13 protein-coding genes are annotated in these 18587 nt (G+C 44.7%); 6 read left to right on the top strand and 7 right to left on the bottom strand.

Annotated features, from left to right (window positions below; genetic code table 11):
- Positions 1–215: 215 nt before the first annotated feature.
- Positions 216–1511, bottom strand: coding sequence for a GGDEF domain-containing protein (locus AB4623_RS14285; RefSeq protein ID WP_065585186.1), 1296 nt, complete (start codon positions 1509–1511; stop codon positions 216–218).
- Between the two features lie 303 nt (positions 1512–1814).
- Between AB4623_RS14285 and AB4623_RS14280 the strand changes: the two genes are divergently transcribed.
- Positions 1815–2639, top strand: a complete 825-nt coding sequence (locus AB4623_RS14280) for a DUF2797 domain-containing protein (RefSeq protein WP_017063586.1) — start codon at positions 1815–1817, stop codon at positions 2637–2639.
- Between the two features lie 151 nt (positions 2640–2790).
- On the opposite strand, the gene AB4623_RS14275 is transcribed toward AB4623_RS14280, so the two are convergent.
- Together AB4623_RS14275 and AB4623_RS14270 are read right to left on the bottom strand one after the other, a co-directional pair.
- Positions 2791–4083: a diguanylate cyclase gene (locus AB4623_RS14275; RefSeq protein ID WP_372110675.1), complete on the bottom strand. Its 1293-nt coding sequence runs from the start codon at positions 4081–4083 to the stop codon at positions 2791–2793.
- 304 nt (positions 4084–4387) lie between these two features.
- Positions 4388–5272, bottom strand: a complete 885-nt coding sequence (locus tag AB4623_RS14270; RefSeq protein WP_372102888.1) for a LysR family transcriptional regulator — start codon at positions 5270–5272, stop codon at positions 4388–4390.
- A 215-nt stretch (positions 5273–5487) separates the two neighbouring features.
- Here AB4623_RS14270 and AB4623_RS14265 point away from each other — a divergent pair, with 215 nt between their 5' ends.
- A complete protein-coding gene (locus AB4623_RS14265; RefSeq protein ID WP_017063583.1) occupies positions 5488–6159 on the top strand; it encodes a type 1 glutamine amidotransferase domain-containing protein in 672 nt (223 codons plus the stop codon).
- A gap of 121 nt (positions 6160–6280) precedes the next feature.
- Here the strand turns inward: AB4623_RS14265 and AB4623_RS14260 are convergent, their stop codons facing one another.
- From AB4623_RS14260 to AB4623_RS14250, 3 genes are all read right to left on the bottom strand, one after another.
- On the bottom strand, positions 6281–7516 hold the full coding sequence (locus AB4623_RS14260; protein WP_372110672.1) for a cysteine desulfurase-like protein: 1236 nt from the start codon (positions 7514–7516) through the stop codon (positions 6281–6283).
- On the bottom strand, positions 7500–8156 hold the full coding sequence (locus AB4623_RS14255; protein WP_048607150.1) for a 2OG-Fe dioxygenase family protein: 657 nt from the start codon (positions 8154–8156) through the stop codon (positions 7500–7502). Before AB4623_RS14255 ends, AB4623_RS14260 begins: the two co-directional genes overlap by 17 nt.
- 783 nt (positions 8157–8939) lie before the next feature.
- Positions 8940–10607, bottom strand: coding sequence for a diguanylate cyclase (locus tag AB4623_RS14250; protein ID WP_102332090.1), 1668 nt, complete (start codon positions 10605–10607; stop codon positions 8940–8942).
- 529 nt (positions 10608–11136) lie between these two features.
- Here AB4623_RS14250 and trxB point away from each other — a divergent pair.
- The 4 genes from trxB (at position 11137) to azu (ending at position 16483) form a co-directional block, all read left to right on the top strand.
- Positions 11137–12096 (top strand): thioredoxin-disulfide reductase, encoded by a 960-nt coding sequence (gene trxB / locus AB4623_RS14245; protein WP_050052961.1) that lies wholly within the window; start codon positions 11137–11139, stop codon positions 12094–12096.
- Positions 12097–12257: 161 nt separating this feature from the next.
- The gene (gene cydD / locus AB4623_RS14240) at positions 12258–14042 is read left to right on the top strand and encodes a heme ABC transporter permease/ATP-binding protein CydD (RefSeq protein ID WP_372110668.1); all 1785 of its coding nucleotides are present in this window, start codon (positions 12258–12260) and stop codon (positions 14040–14042) included.
- Positions 14035–15756, top strand: a complete 1722-nt coding sequence (gene cydC, locus AB4623_RS14235) for a heme ABC transporter ATP-binding protein/permease CydC (protein ID WP_372146700.1) — start codon at positions 14035–14037, stop codon at positions 15754–15756. The genes cydD and cydC overlap by 8 nt, the downstream gene beginning before the upstream one ends.
- Before the next feature lie 274 nt (positions 15757–16030).
- Positions 16031–16483, top strand: a complete 453-nt coding sequence (gene azu / locus AB4623_RS14230) for an azurin (RefSeq protein WP_017063577.1) — start codon at positions 16031–16033, stop codon at positions 16481–16483.
- 71 nt (positions 16484–16554) lie between these two features.
- On the opposite strand, the gene AB4623_RS14225 is transcribed toward azu, so the two are convergent.
- Positions 16555–18438, bottom strand: a complete 1884-nt coding sequence (locus AB4623_RS14225; RefSeq protein ID WP_017070254.1) for a methyl-accepting chemotaxis protein — start codon at positions 18436–18438, stop codon at positions 16555–16557.
- Positions 18439–18587: the final 149 nt, after the last annotated feature.

Below are 18587 nucleotides of genomic sequence, written 5' to 3'. Positions count from 1 at the left end.
CCCTAAACTGGTTGAACTTCCCCCGGTTCAACCAAGACAAAAATGCCCGTTCAGCGTAAGCAAGCACTGAACGGGCATATAAAAACAAGAAACGCTTTCCCTTTTGGTGGCCCCGCGCCACCTTTTTTGTTTTGGCTTTTGGGAGAAGAACCATAAAAACGCCACACGTCACATATGCACGTGTGGCTTATAAACTCATCAAAACAATTTTCAGATTAGTGACTCAAGATCACCTGGTTTCGACCTGAATGCTTTGCTTGATATAAAGCTTCATCAGCGCGAGCAATGGTCTCTGTCACTCGCTCTTGCTTCATCTCGGCAACACCGATACTGCATGTCAGCGGATCGCCATGAACCCAAAGGTGCTGGCTAACCAATAATCGAATGCGTTCAGCTTTTATCTGCGCCTCTCCGGCTTCGGTCTCAGGGCAAAAAACAATGAACTCTTCACCACCCCATCTCACCAACTTGTCGGTAGCGCTGATCGAACTGCCCACCACCATGCTGAACTCGCGTAAAATATGGTCACCCATTTGATGTCCGTACTTGTCATTTACACTCTTGAAGTAGTCGATATCGAGATACAACATACCCAGCTTGCCATGTCCTTGCTTCACATGTTGTGACTGCATTTTCAACCAATCACGAATCGCGTGGCGGTTTAGTATTCCGGTTAACTCATCACGATGGGCCATCTCTGAAAATTCAAAATTCTGTTCTCTCAGTGCGCGATTGACGTTCTTTAAGTGGTGATGTCTTTTCTCTGCGATCACCATGCGTTTTCTTGAACGGTTTAACTCTGACAGCAAGAATACGGTGCCCGTCCCCACCCACACAAACAGTAGGATCATGAACAAGCTTTCTGCGGTGATATACGAACCTTCGAACTCAATACTGCGGATGACGATTCTGTGGTGACCGAGTTTCGCTCCAGACGCAGTAGCAAACTCAACCATATTCACATTCGAAAATTCAGGGGCCGAATGCTCTAACGCAATGTCGTTGTCAGCCAGCCACCATGTCATCACTTGCAGATTTTTGATCGGGATTTCAATCACACCACCATCGATTCCTGGAGAAAACTCCATCCCATTGTACTTGTGCGTGTACTCGTCATCAGGAACTGAATAAGCAGGGTTGTAGTTACGTAGATAGGTTCTCAAACGGCCACTAGAGTCAGCCTCCGCATGGTAATCAATGTTCACTCTAAAGGTGTGGTACTGAGAAAGGTCAAGGCCCGAGGTGATGTCAGGGTTGATACGAATCGACAGCCCACAGTAAGGCCACGGATACTCAGATTCTTTAAGTTCACAATCGAGAGTGTACTGTCCATTTTCATAGGATAACTGGGACGTACTGACTCCCCTATCAACTTGATCACTGGTCGCGATAAATTCATATTTATCAGGGGTAATTGCCGTTATCACACGATTTCCGCTCACACGGTAATACTGCACAATGGCAAGCGTTGCGATAACTAGAAAGATAACAATCTTATGGATCCACTTCACGTCTAAGCTTCCTGCTTAATATCCCTATAGTTGGGATTTCACGATAAAAAACAAGTTAGATAAATTAGTGATCTTAATACCAATAAATCACTAAAAAACGTTATATCACGCCCGAACAAAATGTCATACTATATTTTAATGGATGTATTTGCTGTTGATTATTCACGGCGAGAATCAAGTAATATTGCGTATAAAAACAGGCTCTATTTGTTATACTCATCGCATAATCATCGTTAACCGTACTGCCTGCTCACAGCGCAATCGAGTCGACGAAATAATAATCAAAATACAACGAGTAATGTCATGTCTTTATTAGCAAAAGGAACACTCAAAAAGATGAGTGCTTCCCTTGATGGCGCGGTTACCTACCGTTTGCCTGTAGGCGAAGAGTTTGTAGAGCTAAACCCTCTGATTGGTAAAACCATCAACCTCACTCACACCGGCAATATTTTTTGCTGCTCATGTGGTAAGAAAACTAAGAAGAGCTACTCTCAAGGCCACTGTTTTGTGTGCATGAAAAAGCTAGCAAGCTGCGACATGTGCATCATGAAGCCAGAGACTTGTCACTACGATGAAGGCACGTGTCGCGAGCCTCAATGGGGTGAAGAGAACTGCATGGTTGATCACTTCGTTTACCTATCGAACACATCAAGCCTAAAAGTAGGTATCACTCGTCACACTCAAATCCCTACCCGTTGGATTGACCAAGGCGCGACTCAAGGTTTGCCTATCTTGAAGGTAAAAACACGTCAGATTTCTGGCCTGATCGAAGTTGAGTTAGCAAAGCACATTGCTGACAAAACCAACTGGCGCACGCTGCTTAAAGGCGACGGCGACGATATGGAATTGGTAGAAAAAGCCAAAGAACTGTTGCCGTTGGTTGAGGATAAAATCCAAGAGATCAGAGCGAAGTTTGGTGATGATGCTATCGAGATTCTGAGCGAAAACATCACTTCATTGAGCTACCCAGTTGAACAGCACCCAGTGAAGATTGTGTCGCATAACTTTGATAAGAACCCTGAAGTGACAGGCGTACTTCAAGGCATTAAAGGCCAATACCTAATCCTAGATACTGGTGTGATTAACATCCGTAAATTTGGTTCTTACGAAGTGGAAGTGTCGGCATAACTTGTAGAACTTAAACGTTTCTTATAGTTAGAGGCGTTTCTTATAGTTAGAAGCGCTTAGTGAATAGCCAAAAACTAAAATGCCCTCAAGTGATGACTTGAGGGCATTTTTCGTTGTCGATCCTATTCGCTTTCGATGACGATTTTAGGCGTTAGAGCGCAACCACATCTCCGTCTACACAATTCTTGCCGTTGGCTTTCGCGCGATAGAGAGATTGATCGGTTAAATTCACGAGTGCATCAATCGTGACACCGTCTTCACAGGCTTGGCTATCACTGATTCCGATACTGACACTCGAATTAAATCGTAACTGTTCATCGATTCTGAATTCAACTTGATTGAACTGTTGGCGAATCTCTTCTGACACTTCGTGTGCTGTTTCAAGAGACGTGTTTGGGATAAATATAATGAACTCTTCGCCACCCCAACGGCCTGCGACTCCGCCGGCTTTCTCGGCACTGCGCTTGGTAATATTAGCCAAAGCACAAATGACCTCATCACCGACCATATGGCCGTAAGTATCATTGATCGATTTGAAGTCATCGATATCAAGCAGCATACTGACGACATGAGTATCAGAGGCAATATGTTCCCTTAACCACTCATAAATCGCTCTGCGATTGAGTAAGTCAGTCATTTCATCGTAATTCGCTTGATGAACCAATTGCTTTTCCAACATCACCTTTTGAGTCACATCTTCGAGTACAACCTGAACGGCTGGCTGACCTTTCCAAGTAATCGCATTGTCGTAAATATTGAAGAACCGATGAACGCCGTCAAAGCCGATATTTTCAACCACGGTACTCGTGCCAGACAACTCACCCGACACGATCGCCTGATAGTGCTTGCTGATGCCATCGGCATTCTGTTTTGGCACCAATTCAAGAATCGAGTCCAGCTCTAGAACTTGCTCGATGGAAGCCGCGCCTTGCATGTTGACCCACGATTGATTGACCATCAGCGGTTTGAACTCTCGGTGAACCAAGATGCCCTGCCCGGATTGCATGATCATATCGTGATACATCTTATCTTGTTCACGCACCGCATTTTGTAGCTGAATCGCAGGGGAAAGATCGATCACCGTGACTTGCAGTGCTGGCCGACCTTGCCACTCTGTCACATGGTCAATAGAGAACACTGTGAACTCTCGACCATTGCGATCAACATTAACATAGGTGTGGACCTGCGGATCGCGTTGACCACTGATCGTTTCAAGGTAATTTTGATAGGCTAAAACATGGTATTCTTCTGAGATTAGATCTAGGAAGCTATCTATATTAGTAAGTAGTTCTTCGGGTGATTGGTATCCATAGATGCGAGCATAATTAGCGTCTACACTAACTACATTCATATCTTGAATAGTTATTACACCGTACGTGGATTCGAAATTTATTGAAGACATTGCCAACTCCGCACTCTCGCTATACTCCACAAACTGGAGCATAACAACACATCCTGCCAACGCTTCCACACAATCTATCACGCGCTAGGGACATTAATATGCCATCTAGTATATCGTACTGTTGCGGCCTTCTCTACAACTCAATTGCTAACACGAGTTAGTAAAAGTAGACAAGCATCTCAATCCCATTATTCGCGTCAAAAAACAGAAATAGATAACCTATACCAATGTAACCATTATCTTTTTCTACTTTTGGCCTTGAACTGATGAAAGAATCCGCTCCCAACCACTTCAAATCCTGTTCGCTATTCTTTTAAACCTGCGCACTATTCTTTAAACCTACGAACTATTCATTCCAATCAGAGAAATATGAGACTAAGAAGTCGATAGCTAACCGTGCTCTCTGTGGAAGAAAACGACGGTTCTGATAAACAATCCAACTGCTTGTGCCCGCTCCCCAATACTCTTCTAACACAGGGACGAGTTTTCCATTGCTAAGACTGCCATTGAAACTGCTTTTAGGAAGATAAACGATGCCAAGCCCCTCTTCGCAAGCTTTCAGTACAGCGCTTGAATTGTTGCTTTTCCAACGGCCATGAACTCTGACTGCGGTTAGCGGATTTCCATCGTTCTCGAACAACCACTGGTCACTGTTGGCGATAATACAGCTGTGCAGCTTGAGTTGTTCTGGATTCGCTGGAGCACCAAACTCAGCAATGTAATCTTTGCTTGCTGCCGCTGCCATCGGGCGATCAACCAGCTTTCTTGCCACCAATCCTGAATCGTCCAATCGACCATAACGAATCGCGAAATCGATGCCATCTTCGATGAAGTTAACCATCTTGGTATTGAAATTCATTTCTATGGTGAGCTCAGGATGATCTTTAGCAAATTCCATCAGCGCCGCGGCAACATGGTTCTCTGCAAATGCGCCCGCCGCACTAACACGTAAAGTACCACTCAACTGAGTTTGTTGAGACGTGACTTGTTCATTGGCCTGTTGCAGCCCAATCACCAAGTCTTTGCACTGTTGGTAATAAGTGTGGCCCGATTCAGTCAGGCTAACCATCCGTGTTGAACGCGCAAGCAGGGCCACTCCCACTCTCTCTTCCAACCTTGAAACCTGCCGACTCACATGGCTGGTACTGCAACCTAGCTGTTTAGCGGCTGCTGAAAAGCCGTGGCATTCGGCGACCGCAACAAATTCATTAATCCCTTCAAAGCTATCCATACTTAATCTACTCGCATTCTATCTTTGCTATATAGCAACAATGTTTTGCCTGTTTCGTATATTATCACCTAATCAGTTTGGAACTAGTATTAGATACAACAAGGCGGCGATAGCTAAGTAACAACGCGATACCTAGCGCCTAACGAAAAGCTTCAGTGCTTAACGAAAAGCGTCAGCACCTAAATAAAAAAAACAGCAGCTCAAAGGGACGAATCATGAAAAAAATACTAATACCTGTAACTAACCACGCAACACTAGGCGATACAGATCAAGCGAATGGTACTTATGCGCCTGAACTGACTCATGCTCTCAAAGAGATCATTGCTGCGGGTTTTGAGTACGACATCGCTTCTATCAAGGGTGGTAAAGGCCCATTGTACGGAACCGATATTGAAGGGGATTCAGTAAACGCTGAGATCTTGGCTGATGATGACTTCCAAAACCGCATCAACAATACGATTCCTGTAAACCAAATTAATGCAGAAAGCTACGATGCTATCTTCTACCCAGGTGGTTTCGGTTTGCTTTCAGACCTAGCAACCAACGAGCAATTCGCTGCTATTGCGGCTAAGCATTACGAAGATGGTGGTGTGATTGCGTCAGTATGTCACGGCCCTGCGGCGCTGCTTCCGATTGTTTTAAGCAACGGCGAGAAGCTACTAAGCTCTAAATCGGTGACTGGCTTTACACGTGAAGAAGAGATCGACTTTGGCACCATCAACGACATTCCGTTCCTACTGGAAGAGTCTCTTGCTCGCAGCGCAGCGCGTTTCAACAAGGTTCAACCTTGGCAAGAGCTTGTGATTGTTGATGAGCGAGTGATTACTGGCCAAAACCCAACCAGCGCGCACGCTGTAGGTGCAACTCTGGTTAAGCACCTGTCTTAGTTAAATCAAGGGCTTATTCGAATAACTGGCGTTGTTCAAATAAGCTCTTTTTTCGATCTAAAGGCACAAACAGCAAAGGCAAGTGACTTCTTATTAATTACTTCTTGCTAATGGCTTCTCGCTAATTACTTCGCAAGATCCCTTCAAGCACATTGAACAGCAAGTCGATCTCTTCAATCGAGTTGTAATGCATACAACCAATACGCACCACGCCCTGCTCTTCAATACCCAACTGTTTCACCAAACCTAATGCGTAGAAATGTCCGTTCCACACACAAATATTATGTTCACCCAGCTTCTTGGCGATGAACTCTGGAGAATGGTTTTCAAAGGTAACCGCAAAGGTTGGCGTTCTTAGGTTCGAATCAAACTCTGTTTTCCCGTAAAGCTTTGCCCCTTCAAGATCAGACAAGCGTTTAAGGAAGTACTCACTGAGCTGGCTTTCATGCTTATTATAAAGCGCGTAGCTTTGCTCTAAACGAGAACGCAATGAGTCGGTTGGCTCACCGAATTGCGCCAAGTAATCTACCGCCGCAATCACACCTGCAAGGCCTTCAAAGCTTTGCGTACCTGTTTCAAAACGGCCTGGGCCAATATTGGTTGCAGGCTCAACCTTGTAAGGCTTTAACGTGTGTAGCCATTGAGGTGCAACATAAGCAATGCCCACATGCGGGCCGAAGAATTTATACGCTGAACACGCTAAGAAATCACAATTCAGCTGCTGAACATCGATCAAGTGATGTGGCGCGTAATGAACGGCATCGACATAAACCTGCGCACCATGCTGATGTGCAAGCTCAATAACTTTTGCCATGTCGACAATAGAGCCAGTCGTGTTCGAAGCAAACGTCACCGCGACAAGCTTGGTTTTCTCGTTCAACAGTGACTCAAAATGCGCCATATCCAAACTGCAATCTGACTCGTCGACACGAACCTGGCGAACTATCGCGCCTTTGTCGTCTGCCGCTTGCTGCCAGCTAGATACGTTCGAGTAGTGGTCTAGCGCGGTAACAATCACCTCATCGCCAGCTTGCCAATCACGGCTGATCGCTCGGCTAAGCTGAAATGTCAGCGAAGTCATGTTGGCACCAAACACAACATTGCCAGAAGACTCCGCATTAAGCAGTGCTTGCGCCGCTTCTCTTGCTTGCTGCATTAAGCTTGTGGTCTTTTGGCTAGAAAAATAGTGGCCGCCTAGGTTTGAATTAAAATGCCCTAGGTATTCGGTCATTGAAGCTAAAACATTCTCAGGTACCTGAGAGCCACCCGGCCCATCAAAAAAGGTCACCGGCTTACCGTTATGGTATTGGCCTAGCGCGCTAAACTGCTGGCGCACATCATTAAGAGTGAAGGACATTGCGCGCATCCTTAGCCGTTAGAACAAACACATCCATGTAGCCCATCTCGCCGTGGTCTATGGTACGAATCGGTTGTGCATTGTGCCAAAGCTTACTATCAGCAAGCATTGCCACTTCACCATCGCCTAACACTTTTCTGAAGAACGGTGCTTCGTGGCTATCTTGATAAAGCATCACTTCACCACCCACAATGTTGTGGCGAGTAACACCAATGATCGCGATGTGGTCAAAACCGTCCTGGTGAACACCTTCTGGTGCAACTTGAGTTTCTTCAAAAATAGCGGCAATGCGGATTTGATGGATTTCGATTTCTTGTCCGTCTTCAAGCCCGTTGGTTTCAATAAACAATTCACACATCTCTTGCATGCCTTCGCTGCTTAGAATTTGTGCTTCAATCGGCTCGAATTGACGAACAACGTCACCTTGAAAGTGATTAATGTCTTCAGACTGAACAAAGTTATGTTTGTCTAGCTCAACGACTTGTCCATTACTGAATTCAACCACTGAGTACCTTCTCAATCGGAACTGTCCATCCGCATGCTCTGTGCTTGGTAGCTTAGAGAATGAAGGTGACAACTCCTTAACCGCGTGGTTACTGAGGTGGGTAATATGTAGGGTATTTTCGTGAGCATGTAACATCATCGACTCCTTAATGATTGTTAATTAACTTTCGATATTTAACGTTTTATTTACATAAAGGATACTTGAAGATCTTGCCAAATCAACATTAAACAATCATTTATCCCGTCAGATTTAATAATTCAGACACTAAATCTAACCTGAGATTCAAAAGCAGTGTATAACACCAGAATAAAAGATGACCAACTCTTAAAACTAGCACACTCCACTAGCTAGTTATAAATCCCTACAAATTTAAATTTAACGATATTATTAACTAGCAAGCCAGGTTTCATATTGTGTCAGCCCTTTTGCTTCAATACGCCAGCCTCCTTGCATGAGCTCAGGCATCACTCTCGCCATCATTCATTTCTATGCTTTTGCACAGCAAAATACGACCTACCTATCAGTTGCCAAGCTATTGATTATTTACACAACAAACTGAAATTGGTTAATTTATGACTAAGCCAGAAACCAAACGCCTTTGCTTGCGCGTCTGGAACAGGTCGAGTTCGGGGGGAACTCGACCGCCCTCAAATAGAGTGCTTTCTAATAAAACCTACAATTATAAATGATGCGTTTATTTGGAATATGATGGTCTGCCTTTATGTCCTAACTTAGAATTCGTTAAAAATAGGCGACTATAAAGATTGGGAATGTTCTACACAAAACAGATGAGAGGGTAAGCAAGCTTGAAAGGTTGGTTGCTAAAAGAGCCACCTTTGGTGACATTTACACCAAAAGTCAAAACGAAAATAAGTTAACTAGACTTAAAACGATTCACTTAGAAAATAGGGAATTTAGCTAACACTCAATTTCACTGGACTGATTTTTAAAACCGTTCTTCGAGCGCTTCTGCTGGTACATTCGCTGGTCAGCTAAGCTCAAACACTCAGAAAAATTGACACATTCAAAACTAGATGCGCTTCCAAAACTGAGGCCAGACTGAGGCCAATCAGCACTGCGAATTTGCTCTTCCACCTGAGTCACTCTAAGCTCAATCTGAGAATAGAGAGCCTCAACTTGTTTCTCTTTATCCACTTTCAACAACCAGATAAATTCGTCGCCACCAGCTCGATAAACCATTCCAAGGTCTGTAAATTTTTCTCGCATCATGCGGCTGGTGTATTCTAAAAAGCGATCCCCTTCATCATGACCATAAGTATCATTAATCGATTTAAGGCCATCACAATCGATGAAGACGATACAATAGGAATGATGTACTAATTGTTTACTCGCATCATTAAAATCCAGCCGGTTTCCAAGCCCCGTTAAACTATCCACCCTCGACTGGATATAGGTTTTCTGATGTTGATGTTGTTGAATCCGCAACCATTCAATCAGTGACAATAAAATGCAGGTACAATCTATTGCTAATGCAACAACAACGATGACTTCTGTCGATCTCTGAGTCGGCAATGGTGCAAAATGCGCAAAAATGTAATATACCAAAGCCGTGCCATAACAAAGACCACCGATCAAATAATATTTAGCGACAAAGTTTCGTTGATAAACCATCAATACGCCAGTCACTATCATTGTCGGCACCCAGATTGCCGCAATTAAATGGGACATAACAAAAGTCAACGAAAACGGGGCAAAGACATTAATAAACCCGATAATGACACACAGCCAACTAAAGGCCTGAAAGGTAAGATTAATACGAATAAAATGCTGCGGAAATCCAAACAATAATCTTGTGTAATAGCAAGAAAAAGCAACCGCAAACGGAAACAATACCATTCCAAAATAAACTGGGTTCCAGCTTTGGCTTGATAATAAGTACCCCCAAGCGCCTGAAGCGGCGAACCATCCCAGGCCATGTAGCCCAACATAACCAGCACAAGCCAGTGTGACTGGATGTTTAGTTTGAAAGTAACAAAAAAGAGCGAAAACTCCCAACGTTAGCATGACAGTAATAGAAGCTAATGTGAGCGTATTGTTGCGGAAAACGTGAATATAAAATGGATATTCAGGTTGAAGAGTGAAGTTAACTGCCTTTGGAAATTTCTTTGCTTCCAAGTAGAGCCAAAGTGTTCCAGATTCCTCCGCATTCAATATTAACGGGAAGCTTTGCCTATGCAGATGCAAGATACTCTTGTTACTTAATTGGCCAAAATCAAGTATTCGCCTTACTTGACCATTTGTTGATTGCCAGTACCCCCAACCTTGATCCAAATAGTTTGCACGGAGTGTAACTATTTGTTGTGACGACTTGATATCGGAGTTGGCCAAATCAACTCTCAACCCAAACGCCCCTTCACCACCAAATATCGTTTCAATCCTTGGAGAGGATTCAATGTGTTTTTTTAATATGGGAAAATCGACTGGATCAGATAACAAAGGCATTTCATACCATCTTACAGCTTCATTAGCTAACACAGATTGTTCCCCGCTGACCTGCAGCGGAGAAGCAAAAACCGAATTCAGGCACACAATAAACACATTGATAAAAAGGATTAGAATCTGCATAGAGTTCAAATGATTCCGCGCAATATATAAATATCAATAATAACACATACAAAAAAATAACAACCGAGAAACACTCAACAGTTCAAGTATTAACCAACATTACACCTGTTTGTAATCATGCCGTTCATACTAAAAGTGCGTCTTGTGGTCGCTTATCTGCACGCTAATTTTGATGAATTCTTGCAGCGTCTTTTAACGCAAACTTTTTAAAATAAAACATAGGATTCAGGTTCTCTTGTTTTTCTACTCATCAATGTATACGAAAAAAAGTAAATACTGCTATAGAAACACCATGATCAAGAAGGCCCTAAAAGTGAGCAATATGCATAGCTGTTTGCAAGAGCACTTTCCTTGACTTATCGCTATTGATCTAAGACACAGGATTACAAGACCATCATTTAGTTCGGTTATGTTCTAACGTATAACGATTAATTACACTTCTGCCCTTGTTTAACCTTTTATTGCCTCCATATTTTCCATACAATCCTAAGCGATTATAAATAAAAACAATTTCAATTTCGGAGTCCTCATGAGCGACGTAAAGCACTGTAATTTATTGATTCTTGGTTCTGGCCCTGCTGGCTATACAGCTGCAGTTTACGCTGCTCGTGCAAACCTAAACCCAGTACTTGTTACGGGTATGCAGCAAGGTGGTCAGCTTACAACCACAACAGAAGTGGAAAACTGGCCGGGTGATGCTGAAGGTTTAACGGGTCCAGCACTGATGGATCGCATGAAAGAGCACGCAGAGCGCTTTGAAACAGAGATCCTGTTCGACCACATTAACGAAGTAGACCTTTCAAACCGCCCTTTCCGTCTTAAAGGCGATTCTGGCGAGTACACGTGTGATGCGTTGATCATCTCAACGGGCGCATCGGCTAAGTACCTAGGTTTGGAGTCTGAAGAAGCATTTAAAGGCCGTGGCGTTTCTGCTTGTGCTACATGTGATGGTTTCTTCTACCGCAACCAGAAAGTTGCAGTTGTTGGTGGTGGTAACACGGCTGTTGAAGAAGCACTTTACCTATCTAACATCGCGTCTGAAGTTCATCTAGTTCACCGTCGTGACACGTTCCGCGCTGAAAAGATTCTAGTGAAGCGTTTAATGGACAAAGTAGAGAACGGCAACATTGTTCTTCACACTGACCGCACGCTAGACGAAGTTCTAGGCGACGACATGGGCGTGACTGGCGTTCGTATTAAAGATACTCAGTCTGACAAGACAGAAGATATCGAAGTAATGGGCGCATTCATTGCTATCGGTCACCAACCAAACACTGAAATCTTCAAAGGCCAAGTCGACATGAAAGATGATTACATCATTGTTCAGTCTGGTCTTGAAGGTAACGCGACACAAACCAGCATCCCAGGCGTGTTCGCTGCAGGTGATGTAATGGACCACAACTACCGCCAAGCAATCACTTCTGCTGGTACAGGTTGTATGGCTGCACTGGATGCTGAACGCTTCCTAGATGGCCTTAACGATAAGTAAATCTGAGATTGCAGATTTGATTATCGGTGCTCTCGCCTCAGTAGATGCAGGGCGTCATCACATTTTGTTGTAAATCCCTAGAGCCCAGTGGTATATCCACTGGGCTTTCTTTTGTATACTAGCCGCCCTCAACAAATAATAATTATCATTAAGCCTTCATAATGGATAAGAAAAAACAACGCAGCTTGAACAAGTGGCTTAAGCAACAGAGTAAGTTAGCGAAACGCTGGCTTATGATTGCGATTAGCCTTGGCGTACTTTCAAGCGTGTTTTTAATTGCTCAAGCAGCTCTTCTCGCCTCTATTCTTCACCAGCTGATCATCGAAAATGTCGATAAGTCTGAACTGGTTGGTCATTTCGCAGGCTTGGCATTATCGGTCGTTGGCCGTGCTGGCTGTACATGGGGACGTGAGATCGCAGGTTATCGCTGTGGTGAACAGATCCGTGTCTACATCAGGCAACTGATCCTTGATAAGTTACGTGAGTTGGGCCCTGCTTATATCAAAGGCAAACCTGCCGGTACGTGGGCAACGTTGTTGCTAGAACAAGTTGAAGACATGCAAGACTTCTTCTCTCGTTACTTACCTCAGATGTCTTTGTCGGTAATGATTCCGTTCATTATTTTGGTCGTGGTATTCCCAGTAAACTGGGCAGCTGGCCTTATCTTCCTACTGACTGCGCCACTGGTGCCGATGTTCATGGCACTTGTAGGTATGAAAGCGGCTGATGCAAACCGTAAAAACTTCAAAGCGCTTCAGCGTCTTTCAGGTCACTTTTACGACCGTTTGCAATCAATGACAACGATTCGTCTTTTCGACCGTACTAGCGCTGAAACCGAAGTATTGAAAGGTGCTTCAGAGGTGTTCAGAACGCGCACTATGGATGTATTGAAGATCGCTTTCTTGTCTTCTGCTGTGCTTGAGTTCTTCACGTCTATCTCGATTGCGATGACGGCGGTTTACTTTGGTTTCACTTACATCGGCGAGCTTAACTTCGGCCACTACGGCGTTGGCATTACGCTATTCGCAGGTTTGTTTATCCTTATCTTGGCGCCAGAGTTTTACCAACCTCTGCGTGATTTAGGTACTTTCTACCACGCGAAGCAACAAGCGGTTGGCGCAGCTGAAAGTATTGTCGAGTTCCTAGAAACCGACATCACTAAGGTTAAATCAGGCGACACTCAGCTTGATCCGGCTCAAGGCATCAATATTGAAGCTCAAGATCTCAAAGTGTTAAGCCCTGAAGGTGTTCAACTGGTTGGCCCTATCTCGTTTGCACTGAATACTCGCCAATCGACTGCGTTAGTTGGTCCAAGTGGTGCGGGTAAAACAAGTTTGATCAACGCCATTCTTGGTTTCATGCCTTATGAAGGAAGCTTGAAAATCAATGGCATTGAACTGCGTGACCTAGACTTAGCCTCTTGGCGTAAAACGATTAGTTGGGTTGGTCAAAACCCGTTGCTACTGCACGGCACAATTCGTGACAACGTTACTCTAGGTAAGCACGATATCACTGACCAAGTTGTCGAGAATGCACTTGAGCAGTCTTTTGCTAACGAATTCGTAAATGAGCACGGCTTGGATTACATGATTTCTGATCGCTCTGGCGGTCTGTCTGTGGGTCAATCTCAGCGTTTGGCTCTAGCTCGCGCAATGATTCAAGACGGTCAGTTCTGGTTGCTCGATGAACCCACTGCCAGCCTAGATACTCGTAGCGAACAGTTGGTAATGAAAGGCATCAATAGCAACATCGAAAGCCGCACTGCCTTACTTGTGACGCACCAACTTGCCCCGCTTCAATCGGTCGATAACATTCTGGTTATGCGCGATGGTGGTCTTGTTGAACAAGGTCATTACTCTCAGCTTTCGACTGCGGGTGGTTTATTCGAAGAGATGCTTAACGCGAACTTAGCTCAACAAGATAATAAGGGTAATTTAGATGCGTGATTTACTGCCTTACCTGAAACTCTATAAAAAGCATTGGTTTGGCCTATCGCTAGGCATGCTATTGGCTTTTGCTACTCTATCGGCTTCTATCGGCTTGTTAACGCTATCAGGCTGGTTTATTTCAGCTTCTGCGGTTGCTGGCCTTACGATTGCACGTGAAACCTTCAACTACATGCTACCAGGTGGTGGTGTACGTGGTTTAGCAATGAGCCGAACAGCGGGTCGTTGGGGTGAGCGTGTTGTGAGCCACAATGCGACATTCAAACTACTGACTGATCTGCGTATCTTCTTCTTTAAGAAGCTGGCTCCGCTGATCCCAGGTCGTATTTCAAACCTTCGTGATGCTGACCTACTGAACCGTTTGGTTGCTGATGTCGATGCCATGGACCACGTTTACTTGCGCTTAGTAAGCCCAGTGACGGTGGGTGTATTTGGGATCTTCTTCCTGACTCTGTTCTTGATGTGGTTTGATAGCTCACTAGGTTTAATCCTAGGTTCTATCCTTCTTATCATGCTGTTGGTTTGGCCAATCTTGTTCTACAAGCTTGGTAAACGTAATGGTGGTGAGCTAACACAGAACAAAGCGGATCTTCGTGTAACGACGCTTGATTGGATTGAAGGCTACAGCGAGCTAACTCTGTTCGGTGCTGAGGAGCGTTACCGTAATGCGATTCTAGAAACGCAACGCAAGCTGATGGCGAATCAGTTTGTGAATGCTAACCTAACCGGTATGGCTTCAGCTGCGCTAATGCTGTTCAACGGTTTAACGTTGGTTCTTATGCTTTGGCTTGCGGCTGACGGTGTGGGTGGTAATGCACCAGACCCGTTCATCGCGCTAATGGCATTCGCAACCATGGCAAGTTTTGAACTGCTGATGCCTATCGCAGGCGCGTTCCAGCATTTAGGTCAAACTCTGTCTTCTGCTCGTCGCTTGAATGAAGTTATTCTGTCAGAGCCTGAAGTTCAGTTTGCTGAAGAGAAACTCGACATCAACAAGCCGCTTGATATTACGTTCTCAAACGTGACGTTCAACTACCCTGACTCTGAGCGCAGTGTTCTGAACGCTGTTGACCTAACGATCCCTGCCACGCACAAGGTTGCGATTGTTGGTCAAACGGGTTCTGGTAAATCGACACTGATTCAGCTTCTGACTCGCTACTGGGATCCTAAAAAGGGTTACATCTCAATCGCGGGCATTGAACTGACTCAGTGGAACGAATCACAGCTTCGTGAATCAATCAGTGTGGTAAGCCAACGTGTCGACATTCTAAATGGTACTTTGCGTGACAACTTGTTGATTGCAAGACCAGAAGCGACCGATGATCACTTAGCGAATATCCTAAAAGATGTTGGTCTAGAAAAGCTGCTGGAGAATAACGCGCTTGATAGCTGGTTGGGTGACGGTGGTCGTCAACTGTCTGGTGGTGAGAAGCGCCGTATTGGTATCGCACGTACGATTCTTCATGATGCCCCTATCCTGCTTCTTGATGAGCCAACAGAAGGCTTAGATAAGCAAACAGAGCAAAGCATCATGACGCTGTTCGAGAAGCACTTCGAAGGCAAGACGGTTATTTTCATTACACACCGTTTGATTGGTCTGGAATCGATGGATTCTATCGTTCTGATTGAACAAGGCGAGATTGTTGAAAACGGCTCTCACGAGAAGCTGTTAAACGAAGAAGGACGTTATTTCCAACTTCGTCAGGCAATCTAGCTTCCCCTTAAGCTATAAAGAAAACTATTCAAGGCCCGAGTTTATGCTCGGGCTTTTTGTTGTCTGCGATTCTAGTCTCGAGCAACCATTCCCCCCTAAACGGTTGTTCATGCGCTGATTAGTTTTGCCCTTTCCTACAAAAACTTACCATTTACAAAGCAACGAGTTGCACACAATTCAAGTCGTAGCACATTACTATGATCATCTTTCTAGGATAATACGTATCAATCAACCTCATGGAATAACCTCCCCCTAAAATAATGGAGAACAGTGTATGTCTTTACGATTAATCGCAACAACGATAGCGCTTGTAGGTGCTAGCTTTACCGCTCAAGCGAGCTCGGAATGTGAAGTATCGATTGATGCTAGTGATCAAATGAAATTTTCAACTGACACATTAAGCGTTCCAGCGAGCTGTAAAGAAGTGAAGCTGACGCTAAACCATACTGGTTCTATGCCAGCCCAATCAATGGGTCACAACGTCGTTATAACAGACACTGCGTCGCTACAAGCAGTAGGTATCGATGGTATGTCGGCAGGTATCGACAATAACTACGTAAAACCTGACGACAGCCGCGTTTACGCCTTCACTCGTGTTATCGGTGGTGGCGAGTCAACCTCAATCACTTTCAGCACAGAGAAAATGACAGCCGGTGGCGATTACTCTTTCCTATGTTCATTCCCGGGCCACTGGGCAATCATGAAGGGCAAGTTTGAGTTTAAATGACTCGTTAGTCTAGATTGTACAGATACATCAAAGCCCCAACCTAGGTCGGGGCTTTGTTATATTGGCTTCGCTTACAGCTTGAAGCGGCTGATTTCGCTTTCTAGCTCGTGAGACAGCTCAGAAAGTTGAGCGGCTTGCTCTGCAGCTTGGTGTGCTTCGTCTGCTAGCTCGTTAGATACGTCACGGATTCCTTCAGTGTTACGAGTAATCTCAGACGTTACTGACGCTTGCTCTTCTGCAGCAGAAGCAATCTGTGTTGCCATGTCACTGATGCGTTCAACAGCAGCATGGATTTGCGTTAGGCTTGCAGCCGCTGAGTTCGCGTCATCAACACTGGTTTCAGCCAGTGTACGGCTATCGTTCATGATGTTAACCGCTTTGCCTGTTGTACCTTGCAGCAACTCAATCGTTTGTTGAATTTCTTGCGTTGAACCGTGTGTACGTTGGCTCAGAACTCGAACTTCATCCGCTACTACTGCGAAACCACGACCTTGCTCACCGGCACGTGCTGCTTCAATAGCGGCGTTAAGTGCAAGTAGGTTCGTTTGTTCTGCAATACCTTGAATGTTAGACAAGATAGCGTTGATGCTGTTGCCGTGCTCTTCAAGCTCGAGAATCACGTTAGTTGCGATTTGAACTTCTTGAGCCAGGTTTTGGATAGAGCTTTGAGTCTGTGTCACTTGACCAGTACCGTGCTCACACGCGCCAACCGCTTCAGATGAGTTCTGTGCAGTGTGGTCTGCGTTACCTGCGATCTCTTGTGTTGCTGCAGCCATTTCGTTAACGGCTGTTGCTACCATGTTGATCTCGTCTTGTTGCATTTGGATACGAGCACTACGTTCTTCAGCTTGAGAAGCCGTTTGACGTGCTTGGTTGCCTAGCGCAGCAGATACTTCGCTTAGCTTGATCACCATGGTGTGCATGTTACCCACAAAGCGGTTGAAGTTTGCTGCAAGCTGACCAATTTCGTCGTCGCTCTTAGGCTCAAGGCGTTGAGTAAGATCGCCCTCACCTGAAGCAATTTCTTCAAGTGCTGCTGAAACGCGGTTTAGGTCGCGGAATAGGAAGCTTACTAACCAAGACACGAGTACGATTACGATGAGCGTAATAACGACAGCAGTGATGATCAGCTGAGTAAGTAGCGTTGAGTGGTTCGCTTCTTCTGTTGCTTTGTCCATCTGAACCGCGAAGATCCAGTTAGTGTTAGGCACCTTCGTGAAGTAAAGCAGCTTGTCTGCGCCGCGCTCTTTGATGATCTCGATGCTACCCGTACGCACTGCGTTTTCGATGATAGGCATAGAGATATCGTTTGAAAGCTGGCTTACCGGCTTCAAGCTTAGTGCTGAATCTGGGTGTGCTAGGAATGTGCCGTCAGAAGCATCAATTAGCATTGCGTAAGCGTTGTCACCAACATCAAGGCTGATTACATCGTTAACCAACTGGTCGATCAGTACGTCTGCACCAACAACACCAACAAGTTGGCCGTTGTGGCGAACAGGTTCTGCGATCGTTACTAGAAGTGCTTTGGTGATTGCATCTTGGTAAGCCGTAGTAATGATTTGCTTACCTGCAGCGTTTGCTTCTTGGTACCAAGGACGTTGACGAGGATCGTAATCTGCACGATTACGTTCAGGATGTGAACGGTACATTCCACCTTCTGGAGTACCTAAAAAGATATCGTCAAAGCCACCCGCTACACGAGCTTGTCTAAGGAAAGGAACAACATCATCCTCTCGTGAAAAGTCATTAAATGCTGATGCGATATCAGTACGGATATCAATCCAGTTTTTAATACCTTCAGATGCTGCTTCAGATACGCTTTCAGCTCGTAGGTATACGCCATTACGAGTCTGTTCAAATAATTGGTTTGCTGACAACCAAGTCAACGCTGTAGCCATAACGACAACAGCAGATAGGCTAGCGCCTATCAACTTCTGCTTTAGTGTTAGTTTCATGTCAAAGTTTCACGAGTGGTGGGAAATCTCGCGCATACTACCCAATATTAGTATTAAATTCGAGCGATTTCACAATTTAATATTGGAATATAATTTTAAGCAAACCATAAGCTTAAGTAATGTCAAATCCTTGGCTTATCGCCAAATTT

It is taken from the genome of Vibrio sp. 10N.222.52.C12, assembly GCF_041474215.1.
GTDB lineage: Bacteria > Pseudomonadota > Gammaproteobacteria > Enterobacterales > Vibrionaceae > Vibrio > Vibrio crassostreae_C.
This window is presented reverse-complemented; position numbering and strand designations above follow the sequence as displayed.